The sequence below is a fragment of the Kitasatospora paranensis genome (assembly GCF_039544005.1).
GTDB classification, from domain to species: domain Bacteria; phylum Actinomycetota; class Actinomycetes; order Streptomycetales; family Streptomycetaceae; genus Kitasatospora; species Kitasatospora paranensis.
Map to the genome: position 1 here is coordinate 4907211 of NZ_BAABKV010000001.1, position 17267 is coordinate 4924477.

At 73.4% G+C, this 17267-nt stretch carries 12 protein-coding genes, 1 tRNA gene and 2 pseudogenes; 5 read left to right on the forward strand and 10 right to left on the reverse strand.

What is annotated here, in order from left to right; genetic code table 11:
- Positions 1 to 13: 13 nt before the first annotated feature.
- Entirely contained in the window at positions 14 to 1213 is a 1200-nt protein-coding gene (locus ABEB13_RS23665; RefSeq protein ID WP_345707096.1) for a LolA family protein, read from the reverse strand.
- Between the two features lie 166 nt (positions 1214 to 1379).
- Between ABEB13_RS23665 and ABEB13_RS23670 the strand changes: the two genes are divergently transcribed.
- Positions 1380 to 3953 (forward strand): bifunctional FO biosynthesis protein CofGH, encoded by a 2574-nt coding sequence (locus ABEB13_RS23670; RefSeq protein ID WP_345707097.1) that lies wholly within the window; start codon positions 1380 to 1382, stop codon positions 3951 to 3953.
- A 160-nt stretch (positions 3954 to 4113) separates the two neighbouring features.
- Complete coding sequence (locus tag ABEB13_RS23675) at positions 4114 to 5211, forward strand: ADP-ribosylglycohydrolase family protein (RefSeq protein ID WP_345709795.1); 1098 nt, start codon at positions 4114 to 4116, stop codon at positions 5209 to 5211.
- Between the two features lie 25 nt (positions 5212 to 5236).
- Here the strand turns inward: ABEB13_RS23675 and ABEB13_RS23680 are convergent, their stop codons facing one another.
- From ABEB13_RS23680 to ABEB13_RS23690, 3 genes and pseudogenes are all read right to left on the reverse strand, one after another.
- On the reverse strand, positions 5237 to 5446 hold the full coding sequence (locus ABEB13_RS23680; RefSeq protein ID WP_345707098.1) for a DUF397 domain-containing protein: 210 nt from the start codon (positions 5444 to 5446) through the stop codon (positions 5237 to 5239).
- Positions 5443 to 6307: pseudogene (locus ABEB13_RS23685) on the reverse strand (helix-turn-helix domain-containing protein). Before ABEB13_RS23685 ends, ABEB13_RS23680 begins: the two are co-directional and overlap by 4 nt.
- 309 nt (positions 6308 to 6616) lie before the next feature.
- On the reverse strand, positions 6617 to 7357 hold the full coding sequence (locus ABEB13_RS23690) for a GOLPH3/VPS74 family protein (RefSeq protein WP_100888878.1): 741 nt from the start codon (positions 7355 to 7357) through the stop codon (positions 6617 to 6619).
- A 283-nt stretch (positions 7358 to 7640) separates the two neighbouring features.
- Here ABEB13_RS23690 and ABEB13_RS23695 point away from each other — a divergent pair, with 283 nt between their 5' ends.
- Together ABEB13_RS23695 and ABEB13_RS23700 are read left to right on the forward strand one after the other, a co-directional pair.
- Positions 7641 to 9383 (forward strand): hypothetical protein, encoded by a 1743-nt coding sequence (locus ABEB13_RS23695; RefSeq protein ID WP_345707099.1) that lies wholly within the window; start codon positions 7641 to 7643, stop codon positions 9381 to 9383.
- Positions 9380 to 10210 carry a hypothetical protein gene (locus tag ABEB13_RS23700; protein ID WP_345709796.1) on the forward strand — a complete coding sequence of 277 codons (831 nt, stop codon included), beginning with the start codon at positions 9380 to 9382 and terminating at the stop codon, positions 10208 to 10210. Before ABEB13_RS23695 ends, ABEB13_RS23700 begins: the two co-directional genes overlap by 4 nt.
- Before the next feature lie 147 nt (positions 10211 to 10357).
- Here the strand turns inward: ABEB13_RS23700 and ABEB13_RS23705 are convergent, their stop codons facing one another.
- The 3 genes from ABEB13_RS23705 to ABEB13_RS23715 all read right to left on the reverse strand — a co-directional run bounded on the left by ABEB13_RS23705 (position 10358) and on the right by ABEB13_RS23715 (position 13753).
- Positions 10358 to 11230: a ribonuclease BN gene (locus tag ABEB13_RS23705; RefSeq protein ID WP_345707100.1), complete on the reverse strand. Its 873-nt coding sequence runs from the start codon at positions 11228 to 11230 to the stop codon at positions 10358 to 10360.
- Positions 11231 to 11427: 197 nt separating this feature from the next.
- On the reverse strand, positions 11428 to 12219 hold the full coding sequence (locus ABEB13_RS23710; protein WP_345707101.1) for a polyprenol monophosphomannose synthase: 792 nt from the start codon (positions 12217 to 12219) through the stop codon (positions 11428 to 11430).
- A gap of 58 nt (positions 12220 to 12277) precedes the next feature.
- Entirely contained in the window at positions 12278 to 13753 is a 1476-nt protein-coding gene (locus tag ABEB13_RS23715) for a glycosyltransferase family 39 protein (RefSeq protein ID WP_345707102.1), read from the reverse strand.
- Positions 13754 to 14268: 515 nt separating this feature from the next.
- On the opposite strand from ABEB13_RS23715, the gene ABEB13_RS23720 reads away from it, so the two are divergent.
- Positions 14269 to 14341, forward strand: a tRNA-Arg gene (locus ABEB13_RS23720).
- Positions 14342 to 14437: 96 nt separating this feature from the next.
- Here ABEB13_RS23720 and ABEB13_RS23725 read toward each other — a convergent pair.
- The 3 genes and pseudogenes from ABEB13_RS23725 to ABEB13_RS23735 form a co-directional block, all read right to left on the reverse strand.
- Positions 14438 to 15604 (reverse strand): tyrosine-type recombinase/integrase, encoded by a 1167-nt coding sequence (locus tag ABEB13_RS23725; RefSeq protein ID WP_345707103.1) that lies wholly within the window; start codon positions 15602 to 15604, stop codon positions 14438 to 14440.
- Complete coding sequence (locus ABEB13_RS23730; RefSeq protein WP_345707104.1) at positions 15604 to 15810, reverse strand: excisionase family DNA-binding protein; 207 nt, start codon at positions 15808 to 15810, stop codon at positions 15604 to 15606. The genes ABEB13_RS23725 and ABEB13_RS23730 overlap by 1 nt, the downstream gene beginning before the upstream one ends.
- Positions 15795 to 17224: pseudogene (locus ABEB13_RS23735) on the reverse strand (replication initiator). Before ABEB13_RS23735 ends, ABEB13_RS23730 begins: the two are co-directional and overlap by 16 nt.
- Between the last annotated feature and the right edge of the window lie 43 nt (positions 17225 to 17267).

Consider the following 17267-nt stretch of genomic DNA (forward strand, 5'->3'; position numbering starts at 1 on the left):
GCGCCCGCCACTGCTACTTCACCCCGGCCGCACTCTGCAGGACCGGCAGCGTCACCGCACCGGCGAACACCCGCCCGTCGTCCGTCACCAGCACGTTCAGCACCTTCGTCGAGATCAGGGTGCCGCCGGTGACCTGCTTGCCGAAGCCCTTCAGCATCGACAGCGAGCCCAGCGCGCCCGTCGCGCCCTTGCCGCCGTGCGCGTCACCGGACGCCGGCCCGCCGGTCGGCAGCGCCGCCTCCACCACCGATGTCCAGCCCTCGCCGACCACCTTCGGCCGCGGCGCGGTACCGGCCGGCTCCGGCGCCGGGGCGCCCTTCCCGGCCCGCGCGCCGTCGGCCCCGTGCTCGGTGACCTTCGCCCCCTTCGGCACTGTGAACACGAACGCCGACGCCGCCGGCTTCGCGAACGACACCGAGCTGAAGTGCACGTCCAGCGCCGTGCCGCCGGCCGCCGCCATCGCCTGCACCGACAGCGGGACACCGGTGGCGGCGTCCACCGCGATCCGCACCTGGCCGATCGTGGAGCCCTTCTGCAGCGGCTTCACCACCAGCCGGTACGCGGACCGGCCGGCCACCGTGGTGGTGCCGTCCACCGTCACCGACGTCGTGCCGGCGCTCATCGCCAGGAAGCGCCCGGCCGCCTCCTGCGGCGTCACCGGCAGCCCGGACACCGGCCCGGAGGGCTGCCGGGCGGCGGCCCTCCCGGCGGCATCCTGCGGCGCCTTCAGGTGCTGCGCCTCGTTGGAGGAGCTGTCCCACGCCCACACGTCGGCGCCGTTGTGCACCAGCTCGTAGCCCGCCAGGTCCTCCACCAGACCGACCCGCTGGTGGTCGGGGCCGTCCACCGCGACCTGCAGGGTGTGCTGACCGCCCAGCAGGGCCGTCAGCTTCGCCGTCGGGTCGGCGCCGCCCGCCTTCCGGGAGCCGGCCGCCCCGCCGGCCAGGCCCAGCAGCTGCGTCGGCACCCCCAGGTCGGCCTTCACCTGGACGGTGCCGGACAGCGCCTGGGTGTCCGACCCGAGGGCCTTCGCCACCAGCTGCTGCGCCGTCACCGACGGCAGGCTCGGCCCGTTGTCGCTGGCGAGCGCGGGCACCAGCCCGATGCCCGCCCCCACCGCCGCGACCACCGCGATCGGTACCGCCACCCGCACCAGCGCCCTCCGGCGCGACCGGTACGCCACCGGCTCCGGCTGCTCCGTCATCTCGCTCATCCCCTCCGTGTCGCCGTCCCTCTGCACTCTCCATTAGACGGCCCGGCGGCCGCCCGGGCATCGACCCAGAGGGCCAGATCCGTGTACATCGTTCGGCTCACGCAACCCTGACAGCGCCTCAGGGTCCCGTCATCCCGAGGTCGGACACGTCGCGTATCGTCGGCGCATGGATGCACCCGAGCCCGCTCCCACCGCCTCCTCGATGCGCCGGGCCCTGCGCCGCGCGCGGGACGGCGTCACCCTGGACCTCGCCGAGGCAGCCGTGCTGCTCCAGGCCCGTGGGGCGGACCTGCGGGACCTCTGTTCGTCGGCGGCGCGGGTCCGGGACGCGGGGCTGGCCGCGGCCGGCCGGCCCGGGGTGGTCACCTACTCGAAGAAGGTGTTCGTCCCGCTGACCCGGCTGTGCCGGGACCGCTGCCACTACTGCACGTTCGTCACCGTGCCGGGCAAGCTGAAGCGCGACGGGCACGGGATGTTCCTGTCCCCGGACGAGGTGCTGGAGATCGCCCGGCAGGGCGCGGCGCTGGGCTGCAAGGAAGCGCTGTTCACGCTCGGGGACCGTCCCGAGGACCGCTGGCCGGAGGCCCGGGAGTGGCTGGACGCGCACGGCTACGACGACACCCTGGCGTACGTGCGGGCGATGGCGATCCGGGTGCTGGAGGAGACCGGGCTGCTGCCGCACCTCAACCCGGGCGTGCTGACCTGGACGGACTTCCAGCGGCTGAAGCCGGTGGCGCCCTCCATGGGGATGATGCTGGAGACGACCGCGACCCGGCTGTGGTCGGAGCCCGGCGGCCCGCACCACGGCTCGCCCGACAAGGAGCCGGCGGTGCGGCTGCGGGTGCTGCAGGACGCCGGGCGCAGCTCGGTGCCCTTCACCACCGGCGTGCTGATCGGCATCGGGGAGACGTACGAGGAGCGGGCGGACGCGCTGTTCGAGATCCGCCGCGCGGCCCGGCAGTACCGGGGCGTGCAGGAGGTCATCGTGCAGAACTTCCGGGCGAAGCCCGGGACGGCGATGCGGGCGATGCCGGACGCGGAGCTGGAGGAGCTGGCGGCGGCGGTCGCGGTGGCCCGGCTGGTGCTCGGCCCCGGGGCGCGGATCCAGGCGCCGCCGAACCTGGTGGACGCCGAGTACGCGCTGCTGATCGGCGCCGGCATCGACGACTGGGGCGGCGTGTCGCCGCTGACGCCGGACCACGTCAACCCGGAGCGCCCCTGGCCGCAGATCGAGGAACTGGCGGCGCGGACGGCGCAGGCCGGGTTCGAGCTGCGGGAGCGGCTGACCATCTATCCGGAGTTCGTGCGGCGCGGCGAGCCGTGGCTGGACCCGCGGCTGGTGCCGCACGTGGCGGCGCTCGCCGACCCGGAGACCGGGCTGGCGCGCGCGGACGCCCTGCCGGTGGGCCTGCCCTGGCAGGAGCCGGAGGACGTGCAGGTCGGTTCCGGCCGCACCGACCTGCACCGCACCATCGACACCGAGGGCCGGTCGGCGGACCGCCGGGCGGACTTCGAGGAGGTCTACGGCGACTGGGAGGTGCTGCGCGAGCAGGTTGCCGCGGCCGGGGTGCGCCGGCTGGACCCGGACGTCCGGGCGGCGCTCGCGGTGGCCGCGGACGACCCGGAGCGGCTGACGGACGACCAGGCACTGGCCCTGTTCCACGCCGACGGCCAGGCGCTGGACGCGCTGTGCGGCATCGCCGACGACGTGCGCCGGGCGGCGGTCGGCGACGAGGTGACGTACTGCGTGACCCGGAACATCAACTTCACCAATGTCTGCTACACCGGCTGCCGGTTCTGTGCGTTCGCGCAGCGGCGGACGGACGCGGACGCGTACACGCTGTCGCTGGAGCAGGTCGCCGAGCGGGCCGCGCAGGCCTGGGAGGTCGGGGCGACCGAGGTGTGCATGCAGGGCGGCATCCATCCGGACCTGCCGGGGACGGCCTACTTCGACATCGCGCGGGCGGTGAAGGAGCGGGTGCCGGCGATGCACGTGCACGCGTTCTCGCCGATGGAGGTGGTGAACGGGGCGACCCGGACGGGGCTGTCGATCCGCGAGTGGCTGCAGCGCGCCAAGGAGGCGGGTCTGGACACCATTCCGGGGACGGCGGCGGAGATCCTCGACGACGACGTCCGCTGGGTGCTGACCAAGGGCAAGCTGCCGGCGGCGACCTGGGTGGAGGTGGTGAGCACCGCGCACGAGCTCGGCATCCGCTCGTCGTCGACGATGATGTACGGGCACGTGGACACCCCGGCGCACTGGCTGGCGCACCTGCGGCTGCTGGCCGGCATCCAGCAGCGCACGGGCGGCTTCACCGAGTTCGTGACCCTGCCGTTCGTGCACACCAACGCGCCGGTCTACCTGGCCGGGGTGGCGCGGCCGGGGCCGACGGCCCGGGACAACCGGGCGGTGGTGGCGATGGCGCGGCTGCTGCTGCACCCGCACATCCGCAACATCCAGACGTCGTGGGTGAAGCTGGGCGCCGAGGGCGCGGCCGAGATGCTCAGGTCCGGGGCCAACGACCTGGGCGGGACGCTGATGGAGGAGACCATCTCCCGGATGGCGGGGTCGTCCTGGGGCAGCCACAAGTCGGTGCGCGACCTGGAGGCGATCGCGGTGGCCGCCGGGCGTCCGCACCGGCAGCGCACCACCACCTACGGCGAGGTGCCGGCCGAGCGGCGGGCGGCCGCGCTCGCCTCCGACGGTCACCTCCCGGCCCTGCTGCCGGTCCTCGACTGACGGTCCGGCGGCGGCCCGGTGGCCGCCGCCGGGGAGGTCGCACCCGGTGCTTCAACAGGCTGTTGAGGCGCTGGTGTTCGACCTCCCCGCCGACCCGTCCGAATCTTCGAATACAGTGCAGCTCCCGGACCTCCCCTCGGCCGAAAGGAAGCGCACCGTGATGCCTCTGTGGTCGCGAGCCCAGCAGCAGGACTTCCGCAGCCGCGTCCGGGGCTGTCTGCTCGGCGGGGCGGTCGGCGACGCGCTCGGCGCCGGCATCGAGTTCGACTCGCTGGAGAAGATCCGGGCGGCGCACGGCGAGCGGGGCGTGACCGGCTACGTTCCGGCCTACGGGCGGCGCGGCGCCGTCACCGACGACACCCAGATGAGCCTGTTCACCCTGGACGGCCTCATCCGGGCGCACATCAGCCGGGACACCGGCACCTGGCACCCGCCCACCGACGTGCACCGCGCCTACCTGCGCTGGCACGCCACCCAGCGCGACTGGGGCCCGGACGAACGCCGCGCCGACCTCGGCTGGCTCGGCCGCGAGGAGTGGCTCTACGCGCAGCGGGCACCCGGTCAGGCCTGCCTCTCCGGGCTGTCCGGGCCGGACGCCGAACGCCTCGGCACCGTGGAGGCGCCGCGCAACCCGCACTCCAAGGGCTGCGGCACCGTGATGCGCGCCGCCCCGTTCGGCCTGCTGACCGCCTGGGACCCGGGCCTGGTGTTCCAGCTCGCGGTCGAGTGCTCGGTGCTGACCCACGGCCACCCCACCGGGTACCTCTCGGCCGGTGCGCTCGCCGTCATCGTCCACGCGGTGGCCCGCGGCGGCACCCTGGAGGAGGGCGTCCACCTGGCGCTCGCCCTCCTGTCGGAGCGGCCGCAGCACGAGGAGACGACCGCGGCCCTGCGCGGCGCACTGGACGCCGTCCGGGCCGGTGAGCCCTCCGCCGAGCGGATCGAGACCCTGGGGGAGGGCTGGGTCGCCGAGGAGGCGCTGGCCATCGGCCTGTACTGCGCGCTGGTGGCGGAGGACGTCCGGACGGGGCTGCTGCTGGCCGTCAACCACTCCGGCGACAGCGACTCCACCGGCGCGATCTGCGGCAACCTGCTGGGCGCGCTGCACGGGGAGACGGCGCTGCCGGCCGGCCTGGTGGCGGAGCTGGAGGGGCGGGGGACGATCCTGCAGCTCGCCGACGACTTCGTCCTGGAGCTGACGGCCGGGCCGGAGCTGCACGGCACCCCGGTCTGGGCGGAGCGCTACCCGACCGGCTGAGCCCGCCGGGTAGCGCCACGGTGGGTCAGACCTCGCCGAACGCGCCCGCTGCCGCGGCACCGGCGAAGGCGGCCCAGGCCTCGTTCGAGAAGTGCAGTCGGGGGCCGTCCGGGTCCTTGGAGTCGCGCACCGCGATCGAGGACGCGTCGGGGACGGCGATCTCCACGCAGGCGCCGTTGCCGCCGCTGTGGCTGCTCTTGCGCCAGTTCAGGTTGGTGCTGGACGTGGTGCTCATTCGTGGAACCCCTCTGCGATGGTGTGTATCAGTGCCCGACTGTCCGCGACGCTGAGTGCCGCGGCTCGGAGGTGGTCGTACAGATTGGTATAGCGGCGCACGTCAGCCTCCTTCTCCAGGTAGAGATCGCTCGTCACTCCTTCGAAGTAGACAACCGTCGAATCCGCCGACTCGGGGAACTCCATGAGGGAGAATGTCCCGGTCATGCCCGGGTGTGCGCCGTGGCTGAACGGGATCACCTGCAGGTTGATGTTCGGGCGCTCGCTGAGCGACAGCATCCGGGCGAGCTGATCGGCCATCACCGCCTTGCTGCCGACCTCCCTGCGCAGCACCGCCTCGTCTATCACCACCCAGAGGCTGCCGAGCCGGTCCTCGTCGTCGCCGTCTATCCGGTGCTGGCGCTTGACCCGCACCTCGACCCGCCGCTTCCACGGCCTGCGCGTCGTAGTCGGGGAAGGTGCCGGCCACCACGGCCTCCGCGTACTCGCGGGTCTGCATCAGGCCCGGCACGAACGAGGACTCGTAGGCGCGGATCGACGACGCCTCCGCCTCCAGGCCGATGTAGACGCTGTAGGGGATGTCGCCGAACTCGTGCCACCAGCCGCGCTGCCGGGATTCGCGGGCCATCTCCATCAGGCCCGCGCGAATCCGCTCGTCCTCCACCGCGTAGACGTCGCAGAGGTCCCTGACATCGCGTTGGCTGATGCTCCGGCGCCCGTTCTCCAGTCTGCTGATCTTGGACTGGGACACCATCAGGCGGCCGGCCACCTCTTCGGCGGTCATGCCCTTCAGCTCACGCAGGCGCCGAAGTTCGGCGCCGAGCCTTCGTCGGCGCACGGTGGGATTGACGCTGGCGGACACATCGACCTCCGGCCGGACCTCTGGCACGGGCGGCAGCGCCGCGCCTCGGAACAGTGTGGAAATTGGTACCGACCCCTGACGTGGAGAGCATGCCATCTCGTCTCCGTTCCGTGCGCGGGAATCCGGCCAGCGCACTTGAACAGATCATCGGAAAACAGCTCAATCGGGATGACAACCCTTGCGTTCCTGACGGCCCGCACGGTAAAAGCGCTCCGCCTTCACCTGCCGGCCCCGGAACGCAGAGGCGGCCCGCCCGGCAGTCGTCCTGCCGGGCGGGCCGCCCCAGATCTCATCGACGGCGCGCGCCGATCACCGCACGCCCACGCGGTTGGCCACCGCACGGCCGCCCGCCGGCGGCCTCGCCGCCACCGGACGCCCTGTCGCGGGCCGCCCGGCCGGTGGTGCGGCCGTCCGGCTCTGCTGCACCGGCAGGCCGTTCTGCACGTCCATCACGGCGTGCGCCACCATGCCGCCCAGCGGGTCGTAGCGGATCAGGTCACGCAGCCGGGACCGCGAGGACCGGCCCTCGTTGCCCGGGTACAGGTGCTTGCCCAGGCCCACCGCGTGCGCCAGCGCCGCCAGGGCGGCCGTCCGCGGGTCCGGCGGGACGCCGGTGCGGATCGCGGTGTCCAGCCGCTGCTTGATCGCAGCGTTGGTGCAGTCGTCCGACGCCTGATAGCGCGTCGTCGGCAGCACCCCGCACACCTGGCCCGCCACAGCCGTCACCATGCCGCACCGCTCCAGGTGCGCCAGGTACGTCTGCCGGAGCCCCAACCGGGGCCCGCCGATCCAGTGCGACGCCCGGACCGGGCTGCCGCGCCGTCGCAGCAGCTCCAGGGCGTGGTCGAGGGTCGGGTCACCGGTCGGCCGCGCCAGTACCACGGCGATCCGATCCCCGTCCGGGGCTATGCGTCCGGCCAGGGACAGCTCGACCAGCTGCGCCCCGGCGAGTCCGAGGTCGAGGGTCTGCGGCTGCGCGGTGGTACCCGTGGCCGGGTCCAGTGCGAGCAGCAACAGCTCCTCGGGAATAGTTCTGCGGCTCCTGCCCATCCAAGCCTCCCCGCGTGGATGCAGACAGCGTGACGCCTCTCACACGGGCTTGTCGAGTACGCCTCCGAATCGTGACCTTGCCCCGGCAGGCTGGAACCGGCGCCCCTGAGCCCGGCGTCCGAGCAGGGGACAGGCCGGACGGGGAGAATAACGGCCGGTCGAGCGGGGTGTGCACACCCGCGGGGCCGCCGGTGGCGGAGACTGTACAGATATCCCGACGGGACGTGAACCCGTCGGAAAATCGGATCGGCGCGGCAGCGGCCGGGATGAGGAGGATGGGTCAGTGGGCGAGTCCCCGGACACAGGGCAGCGCGGTGGGGCGGCGGAGCGGGTGACCGAGGCGGAGAGCGCCGCCGCCGACCGGGCCGCCGGGCCCGCGGACGGTGCACCGCCGACCGGCCCGGCCGGCCAGGACACCCCGGACACCGCCCGGGCCGCGACCGCACCCGACCCCGCGGACGAGGCCGGCCCGGCGGACGCCGACACGGACGCCGACGAGCCGACTGCGGACGCGGAGCCGAAGCCGGCTGCCGGGCCGAAGTCGGAGCCGGAGCCGAAGCTGCGTGCGGACGCCGGGACGGAGCGCGCGGCCGGGCCTGACGCGGAGTCCGGTACCGACCCGGACGGAGCGGACACCGACGCCGCCGACGGCGACCTGCGCGATGCCGAGCGGGACGACGCCGAGCAGGACGATGCCGATGAGCACGACAGCGGGGACGCCCCCGCCGGCTCCACCGTGCACCTCCGTGTCCGCACTGTGGACAACGCCACCACCGCCATCCGGCTGCCCGCGGACCACGCCACCACAGCGCTGAGGCTGCCCGTCGACAACGCCACCACGGCCCTGCGCCTGCCCGCCGAGGCCCGTCGGCCGGCCGCAGCCGCCGCCACCGCCGAGACCCCCGACGGAGCCGACACCGCGGCCGCGACCACGGACACCTCGGACAGCCCGGAGAGCGTCGAGCGGGCCGCACAGCCCGACGGTCCGGAGAAGTCCGGCACGGCGAAGAAGGCCGCGGACCAGCAGGGTGACGCCCCCGCCAAGCCCGTCGACCAGGCCACCACCGCCCTGCGCCTGCCGCCGGAACTCCGCACGCCCGCCACGAAGGCCGCCGTCCCCGCCGCCGAGGCCCGCACTGCCGAGCGGACCCCGGTGGACGACCGGACCACCGCCCTGCGCCTGCCCGCCGAGGCACGCCGATCGGCACCCGGCGCCCCGGCCGGCGCCACTGCCACCGGTGCCGCGGCAGCCGCCGCAGCCGGGAAGGCGGATTCGGAGGGCAAGGCGGAGTCGGCAGGGACCGATCCGCGTCTCGCCATGCGGGACAGCCGTACCGTCGCCGGCGCCGACCTCAAGGACACCCGCAAGCCGTCCGGCGGCACCGTCCCCGTCCCGCCCCCCGAGCCCGCCCCGCAGCCCGAGCCCACTCCCGACCCGGAGCCGGAGCCGGAGCCTGAGCCGGAGCCCGCCCCGCGTCCGGCCCCCGTACCGCCGCGCCCGCTGCCCCAGCCGACTCCGCCGCCGGAGCCGCTGCCCGTCCCGGACCCGGCACCCGTCCCGGAGCCCGTGCCGCTGCCGGAGAACACCATCGAGGCGATGGAGGTGCTCGCCACCCTCAGCGCCCGGCCGGACACCCCGCTGCGCCGCGCCGCCAAGCGCAGCGCCATCTGGGGGATCTTCCTGGCGTTCGTCCTCGGTGTCGTCGTGGTCGCACAGTTGCTCCGCCCGCTGCCCGACCCCAAGACCAGCCTCGGCCTGGCCGGCAGCTACACCTTCGGCGGCGAGAAGCTCGCCGTGGACTGGCCGGCCAAGGGCCAGGCCGCCGCCTCCGTCATCGGCGTCGGCCCGCTCGGCACCTCGGGCGAGCAGACCCCGGTCTCGATCGCCTCCGTCACCAAGGTGATGAACGCCTACCTCATCCTCCAGGCGCACCCCCTCAAGAAGGGGAGAGCGGCCCGAGCATCACCGTCGACAAGGCCGCGGCCACGGAGTCCACCGACACCGACCAGTCCCGGGCCAAGCTGACGGAGGGCCAGCAGCTCAGCGAGTACCAGGCGCTGGAACTGCTGATGCTGCCGTCCGCCAACAACGTCGCCCGGCTGCTCGCCCGCTGGGACGCCGGCTCCGAGGACGCCTTCGTCAAGAAGATGAACGACCAGGCGGCGTCCTTCGGGATGGCCAGCACCGTGTACGCCGACCCGGCCGGCTACAACGACAACACCAAGAGCACCGCCGCCGACCAGCTCAAGCTCGCCGAGCAGGTCATGAAGGACGACGTCTTCCGGCAGATCGTCGCCGAGCCCGAGATGCGCTACAACGGGCTCGTCATCTCCAACACCAACAAGCTGGTGTGGAGCGAGCGGGGCAGCGTGATCGGCACCAAGACCGGATCCTCCACGGCCGCCCAGTCCGCCCTGATGTGGGCCGCGGTCAAGGAGATCGGCGGCGTCAAGCGCACCATCGTCGGAGTCACGCTGCGCCAGCCGGCGGTGGCCGGCGTGGACCTCGCCGTGGTCGCCCAGGCACCCAGCCTGAAGATCATCAAGTCGGTGCAGAACGGTCTCGACGGCCAGACCCTGGCCAAGCAGGGCCAGGTCGTCGGCCACGTCGACGACGGCCTGGGCGGCACCGTCCCGATCGTCGCGGGCAAGGAGCTGACCGTCGCCGGCTGGGCCGGCATCACCGCCACCCTCACCCTGGACGCCGCCAAGCTCCGCCACACCGAAAAGGCCGGCACCCAGGTCGGCACCCTCTCGGCGGGGGAGGGCGAGGGCCGGATCGAGGTCCCGGTTACCCTCCAGCGGGACCTGGCGCCGCCGTCCATCCTCTCCAGGCTGGTGCGGGTGCTCTGACCCGCCGGGCAACCGACCTGCCGGGCAACCGACCTGCCGGGCATGGGCCACACCCCGGCCGGTCCCGTCGAGGCCCCGGCGACCGTTCACCCCCCAGGGGCGTGCGGCCGCCGGGGCCTCGGCCGTCCCTCAGGCTCCTGGCCGTCCTCAGGTTCCTGGCCGGTCCTCAGGTTCCGGGCCGTTTCCCGGGGGCTCGGCCGGGCCGGCCGCCAGCGGTCCGGCTCCGGTCGCAGGCCCCGCTCCGGTCTCCGGTGCGGTGGCGGCCGGCTCCGGCTCCGGCTCCGGCTCGGCGGAGCCGAGGCGCCGGGACACCTCCGGTTCCTGCGCGATCACCCGCCCCAGCGTCACCGCCACCGTCAGCGCCGTGAACAGCACGATGAGCCACGACAGCGCGGTGAACACCACCCCGTACGGGCCGAACCTCGTCACGCTCTCGGACACCGCCCGCGGCAGGTACACCTCCGCGACCGCCCCGACACCCAGCACGGCCACCCCGCACAGCACCGCCCCGGGCAGCAGCGGGCCCCAGGGGATCCGGCCCGCCAGCAGCAGGTGCTGCGTCCACCACCAGAGCGCCGTGGTCGCCACGAAGGTCAGTGGCAGGCCCAGCCAGCGCCCGGCGCCGAAGCCGTCGTGCAGGGGGTGCTGGAAGACCATGACGATCAGCCACACCCCCAGCCAGAGCAGCCAGCGCCCGACCGCGACCCGGCCACGTGCCTTCGGCAGCTCCCAGCACCGCTCGAAGACCCGCTGCAGGGCACGGCTCAGCGCCGTCGCCGACAGCAGCGTCACCAGGGCCCCGAAGACACCGAACCCCTGCGCCACGTCGTCGCTCTTCGGTGCCATCAGCTGCTTGATCTGGTCACTGGAGATGCCCTTCAGCCCCAGCTGCTCCTGCATCGAGGAGACGATGCCGTGCTTGAGGGAGGCCGGTGCGAAGACCGCCACCACGAACAGCGCCGGCAGCGCGCTGAGGAAGGCCTGTGCGGCGAGCCGGGTCGAACTGTCCAGCAGATTCACCCGAACGATATGGTGCAGGCTGCGGGCGACCATCGGAATGCGGTCCGGGACCTCACGCAGCGACCCGGCCAGTGCCTCGGCCCTGGCCCGGATTCCCGGCTGCCGCGACCCGCTCACTCCGGCTCCCTCCGCAGGCCCGCACCGTGCGCGACCCGAGCCCATGCTCACCCGCGCAGCGGTCCCCCGCACCTGCTGTGTCAGCCGCGGCCGACCGGGGCCGTCGGCCGGGCGCTCTTCCCGGTGAGCTTGTTGAGGCGGTCGGTGATGCCCCAGCCGGTGACGCGCAGGAGGGCTTCGAAGACGATGTTGCGGCTCATCTTGGAGGCGCCGTGCTCGCGCTCGACGAAGGTGATCGGGACTTCGGCGACCTTGAAGCCGGCCTTGACGGTGCGCCAGGCGAGGTCGACCTGGAAGCAGTAGCCGGCGGAGGCGACCTCGTCCATGCCGAGGCCGAGGAGGGTCTCCTTGCGGAAGGCGCGGTAGCCGCCGGTGACGTCCTTGATCGGGACGCCGAGCATCAGGCGGGAGTAGAGCGAGCCGCCGCGGGAGATCAGCAGGCGGGACTTCGGCCAGTTGACGACCTCGCCGCCGGGCACCCAGCGCGAGCCGAGGACGAGGTCGGCGCCGCGCAGGGCGGTGAGCAGTCGGGGGAGTTCCTCGGGCTGGTGGGAGCCGTCGGCGTCCATCTCGACGAGGACGGCGTAGCCCTCGTCGATGCCCCAGCGGAAGCCGGCCAGGTAGGCGGCGCCGAGGCCTTCCTTGCCCTTGCGGTGCAGGACGCGGACGTGGGCGTCGTCGGTGGCGAGCTTGTCGGCGAGGTCGCCGGTGCCGTCCGGGCTGTTGTCGTCCGCGACCAGGACGTGCGCCTCCGGGACCGCGGCACGGACCCGGGACACGATCCGCTCGATGTTCTCGGCCTCGTTGTACGTCGGGATGATCACCAGCACCCTGCCGAGATCGGCGAAGGTGCTCTCCTCAGGGGCAGTCACGTCAGAGCCTTTCACGTTGGCGTGGCCTGGTCGGCTGCCGGCGCGGGGCGCCGGGCGGCTACCGGCGCACGAGCAGCGAAACCGTCAGCCCGGGAATCTGCCGGACCTCGGCCGGGGTGAAGTCCGTCCGCAGTACCAGCGCCTGGGCGGCGGGCAGGTTCCGGAACGGATCGGACCCCGTGCCGATGGTAACGACCCAGGCGCGGCTCCCGTCACCGGTGCAGGCGGCGGGCACCCGGCACTCGACGGGAAAGAGGTCGTCCGCCGAGACGGCGCTCTCCTGGACGAACATCGTCTGCGGCCGCACCGAGCGCGGCAGGTAGTACGCGACCGCCGGGCCCACCATCATCCAGCTCTCGGCGCCACCGGCCGTGACCAGGCCGTCCCCAGGGCGGTAGCCGGCCGCGACCAGGGCGGCCGCTCCCCGGTAGTCGGTGTCGGTGTGCCCGGCGGCGGTGCGCAGCGCCCGCTGGGCGTCCAGCCCGAGCCAGGCCGGGACGGCGGCCACCGCGATCGCGAGCGCCACCGCCACCGGCGCGCGCCGGGCGGCCCGCGGCAGCAGCGCGTACAGCACGCCGACGCCGCCCCCGGCCAGTGCGGCCCACGCGGGCAGCGTGAAGAGCAGGTAGCGGGCGAGGAAGTAGGACGTCCCGCCGTGCCGCGACACGAACCAGACGGCCGCCACCGGCAGGACCGCGGCCGCCAGCAGACGGACGGCCGCGCCGCTGGAGGGCCGCCGTACCAGGGCGATCAGGCCGAGCACCAGGAAGGTGTAGAGCACGTGGTACGAGCCGAAGACGTCCTGCCAGACGAACCGCAGGTCGCGCCCGGTCGGTGCGGCCAGCCAGGAGAGCTGCCGGCCCGACTGGTGGTGGCCGAGCAGTATCAGCGGCACGGTCGGCAGCAGGCCGGCGGCGGCGGCCGCGGGCCACTGCCACAGCAGCGCGCGCCGGCCCGGGCGGCGGGCGGCCAGCAGCACCATGGGCAGTTGGCCGACCAGCGCGCTCAGGGCCACCAAGTGGAAGAGGCCGGCGGCGGCGGTGCACAGGGCGTAGCAGGCCCAGCTGCCGATTCTCGGCCGGTCCAGGGCCCGCAGCAGGCACCAGGTCGCCCCCGCGACCGCACAGGTCACCACCGCGTACGAGCGGGCCTCCTGTGCGTAGCGGGACACCTGGGGAACGGTGGCCAGCAGCAGGCCCGCGGCGAGCCCGGCCACCGGTGAGGCGAAGAGGCGGCGGGCCGTGAGGGCGGTGAGGGCGGCGGCACCCGCCATGGCGAGGGCGGAGGGGAGCCGCAGGGCGGTCGGGGAGTCGCCGAACGCCTGCGTCCAGCCGTGCAGCAGCACGTAGTAGGCGCCGTTGCTGGCGTCGACGTTGCGCAGCAGGGCGAACAGCTCGCCCAGCCGGCGCCCGGAGGCGCTCCAGCTCGACACCTCGTCCCGCCACAGCTCCGGCACACCGGCCCGGACCAGCCCGACCGCGAGGGCGGCCAGAGCGGGAACGAGCCACGGGCCGTATTGTCTGACAATCCTCATATAAGTATTCATTAGCTATCAATTCGGGCATCCCGGGCGACGTCAGAATAGCGGCCCGGAGCCCGACTCGGCCTGCCGTGGCGGAGGCCGGGAGGCGGCTGCCGCTGGGCCGCAGGGGTGGACCTCCGCCGCAGGGGGCGCCCACCGGAGGCTTCACGCCGGAGCGCCACGAGCGGTCGTACGGGCGGTCGTACGAATGCGCGGCCGGGGTCGGATGGGCAGGCACGCGGGTGTCCCGGGCGAGGTCCCGTCGACCTTCCCGGTGGCGCGATGGCTGCACCCCGGGGAGAGCCGCGTGACCCTCCAGGTCAGGACCTTGCCCATAACGCCGGCCACCCCCGGCGCCCGATCCGCTAGTCTGTGATCGGTCAGACGGACATCCCACTGTGGGCCCGGTCCGGTGCACCCTCCCCGGAGGCACCAGCACCACCCACGTACCGTCCGACCCGGGTGCACATCCAGTCCTGCCGAAGACCCACCCCTGGTGGTCGGCGAAGCCGGACGGACGAGCCCCCGCCTCATTAGCTCAGGGGATAGAGCACGGCTCTCCTAAAGCCGGTGTCGCAGGTTCGAATCCTGCATGGGGCACACCGCCGGAGACGGCGGAGGACATGAAAAGGGCCAGCTCACGAGGGGTGAACCTCGGGAGCCGGCCCTTTGTCGTTGGTCCGGTCGATCCGGTGGTCAGTCCGGCTGTGCCACACCCGTGCCAGAAGGTCCCGGGAGCGGCTGACCGCCGAGCGCCTGGCGGACGGCTTCGCCCATACGGTCGGCGAGGATGCGGTCCCGCTCGCTGGTCATGTGCTGATAGATCAGCGCGGCCCGGGTGGTGCTGTGCCCCATCCGGGTCATGAGCTCCCGGGTGCTGGCCCCGCTCTGGGAAGCGAGGGTGTTGCCGGTGTGCCGGAGATCGTGGAAGTGGACGTTCCCGGTGATGCCGGCCTTGGCGCGGGCGGACACCCAGTCGTCCCGGAAGTTGCTCCGGCGGAGCCTGCCACCGCGGGGGCCGACGAAGACGTGCCCGTCCGGACCCGTGCCGGCGAAGTGCTCCAGGTGGTGCGCGAGCGCCGGGACGATCTCGGCGGGGAAGGCCACCGGGCGGAAGCCCGCGGCACTCTTCGGCGCCTTGTCGAGCAGCCTGCCGCTGTTCAGCTCGGCCTGGTTCCGGCGGACGCGGACGAGGCGCGCCTCCAGGTCGACGTCCCGCCGGCGGAGTGCGGCCAGCTCGCCGAACCGGAGCCTCGTGAAGGCCGTGACGAGGACCAGGGCCCTCCACCGGGGACCGATCGCATCGGCGACGGCGAAGACCTCGGGCACGGTGAGCACCGGGCGTTCCGGCACGTCGTAGGCGTCGGCACCCTTGATCCGGCAGGGATTGCGCTGGATCAGCCCGTCGTCCACGGCAGTGTTCATGATCGCCCGGAGCATCTGGTACGCCTTGACCACGCTCGGCTCTCCCACCTCGGCGTCCAGCAGCCCGGAGCGCCAGGAACGCACCCGGGGCGGGGTGATCTCGGCGATGCTCCGGCTGCCCAGCCTCGGCAGGATGTGCAGCCGGAGGATGGTCGCGTAGCGCTCGCGGGTGCTCTCCTCCAGCTTCCGATCCTTGAGCCAGGTCGCGGCGAAGTCCCCGAAGTTCACCGCGCCCGCATCCGGGTCGGTCCACTTACTGGTGACGATGGACGCCTCGATGACGGTCAGGGCCACCTCGGCGTCCGTCTTGGTCGCGTAGGTCTCGTCGGCCGACCGGAGCTGCCCGGTGAGCGGATCCCGGTACCGGGCCTGCCAGCGGCCGGAGGGGAGTCGCCGCACCGCACCGAAGCGCCGGCGGTTGCCCTTGGAGTTCGCCATCAGGCCACCGCCCGCAGACCGCGCGGGCGTGCGATCGACTTCACGGTGTTGGACGCGATGTAGGCGGCCAGCACGGACGCCTTGATCCGGACGTGCCTCCCCACCTTCACGTACTCGATCCGGCGTTCCTCGATCAGACGGCGCGGGAACCGCTCGGTGGTGCCGAGCAGTTCGGCCGCCTCAGCGATGCTCAGCAGGGGGTCCATGCGGTGTGCTCCTGTTCCTGGGCGAGTTGGGCGAGCAGTTCCTGACGGTCGGTGGTGCGGCGTTCGTGCAGCTCGCGGGCGATGGTGGCCGCGATGAGGGATTCGCCGGGTGAGTTGCCCGCCCCGGCGAAGGCCCAGTGGGCGAGGACGAGGGTGTCCGCGGCGTCGAGGTCGTCCAGGTCGAGGAGGCCGGCGGCGAGGAGGCGTTCGCGGAGGCCGCTGCGGGCCTGGTCGGCGCGGAAGTCGGCCCGGACCTGGCGGAGCGCGCCGAGGGTGGTCGAGTAGGTAGGGGACTTGCTGGAGAAGTGGCCGCGGAAGCCGAGCATGTGCGACCAGTGCGCCAGCAGCCGATCCGGGTAGAGCGGATCGAGGTCCCAGCAGGTCTCGATGAGGCGGCGGGTGTGCTCGGGCAGGTCATGCCGGTCCAGCTCGTGGCGTTCCAGGATGCGGCGGTCCACGGTGTCGGTGGCTTCCGCGCTCTTGGTGGCGTACTTGGCGACGTAGGAGGCCACGGCCTGTTCGGAGATCTCTCCGGAGCCGAAGGCGCCGATGGGCCGGACGTCGACCTGCTTGCCCCACTGGAGGACGCGGCCCCGGACGTGGCCGGAGGTGGCGAGCGGGACGCCGGCGCGGCGGGCGGCGGCGCGGATGGCGGCGTCCAGGAGCGCGACGGTGGCCCAGGCGGGGGCGGTGAGTCGGGGCCGGTGGGCCCGTCGATGCGGATCACGGCGTGGAAGTGGACGGCGCCGCGGCGCTGGTACTCGGCGACCTTGCCGAACGAGAGCTTCGCCTGCTCCTTGAACTCGTACTGGTAGAGGCCGGCCATCTTCGCCATGGTCCGGAAGAGGTAGATGGTGAAGCGGCGCCACAGGTCGGGGGCGTGGTTGTTCCAGAGCACGGCGTGCGCGTAGTCGTAGGCGTCCAGGTCGAAGGGTGTACCGAGGACGGGCGAGCCGTCGGGGTGGTCGGTGCCGCAGCGGCAGCGGCCGGTGTCGGGGCGGTTGTGGACCGGGCCGAAGGATGGGGCGGTGAGGGTGGCGAAGACGCGGGGGTGGTCGCGGACGGTGGCCGGGATGCCCTTGGGCTCGTCCCCGGCGAGGCCGGCGCGGATGAGGTGGAAGGTGTCGGCCGAGTAGGTCCGGGCGCAGGAGGTGCAGCGGGAGGCCCGGCGGTTGCCGCAGGCGACCTTGAGGCGGTGGCCGGGTTCGTGGTCGGTCGAGAAGCGGTGCAGGACGTTGCCGGTCGGGGTGTGGACCAGAGTCCGGAAGCCTTTGAGGTGGATCGGGTTGGAGCAGCCGCCGGTGCGGGTGATCTGGTCGTGGAGCTTGGGGAGATCGCCGCGGGAGGCGAGCCGGGCGAGGTCGGCGACGGCCAGGCGCTCCAGGTCCGGCGGCGGGGTGGTGGTGCTGGGCACGGTACGAATCCCTCCAACGGAGGCCCCGGAGCCGGGCGGTGGC

Bases quoted from the DNA above. Each gene is read 5' to 3' on its own strand.
- ABEB13_RS23665 (WP_345707096.1), bottom strand. From the start codon at position 1,213: ATGAGCGAGATGACGGAGCAGCCGGAGCCGGTGGCGTACCGGTCGCGC.
- ABEB13_RS23670 (WP_345707097.1), top strand. From the start codon at position 1,380: ATGGATGCACCCGAGCCCGCTCCCACCGCCTCCTCGATGCGCCGGGCC.
- ABEB13_RS23675 (WP_345709795.1), top strand. From the start codon at position 4,114: ATGCCTCTGTGGTCGCGAGCCCAGCAGCAGGACTTCCGCAGCCGCGTC.
- ABEB13_RS23680 (WP_345707098.1), bottom strand. From the start codon at position 5,446: ATGAGCACCACGTCCAGCACCAACCTGAACTGGCGCAAGAGCAGCCAC.
- ABEB13_RS23690 (WP_100888878.1), bottom strand. From the start codon at position 7,357: ATGGGCAGGAGCCGCAGAACTATTCCCGAGGAGCTGTTGCTGCTCGCA.
- ABEB13_RS23715 (WP_345707102.1), bottom strand. From the start codon at position 13,753: ATGAGGATTGTCAGACAATACGGCCCGTGGCTCGTTCCCGCTCTGGCC.
- ABEB13_RS23725 (WP_345707103.1), bottom strand. From the start codon at position 15,604: ATGGCGAACTCCAAGGGCAACCGCCGGCGCTTCGGTGCGGTGCGGCGA.
- ABEB13_RS23730 (WP_345707104.1), bottom strand. From the start codon at position 15,810: ATGGACCCCCTGCTGAGCATCGCTGAGGCGGCCGAACTGCTCGGCACC.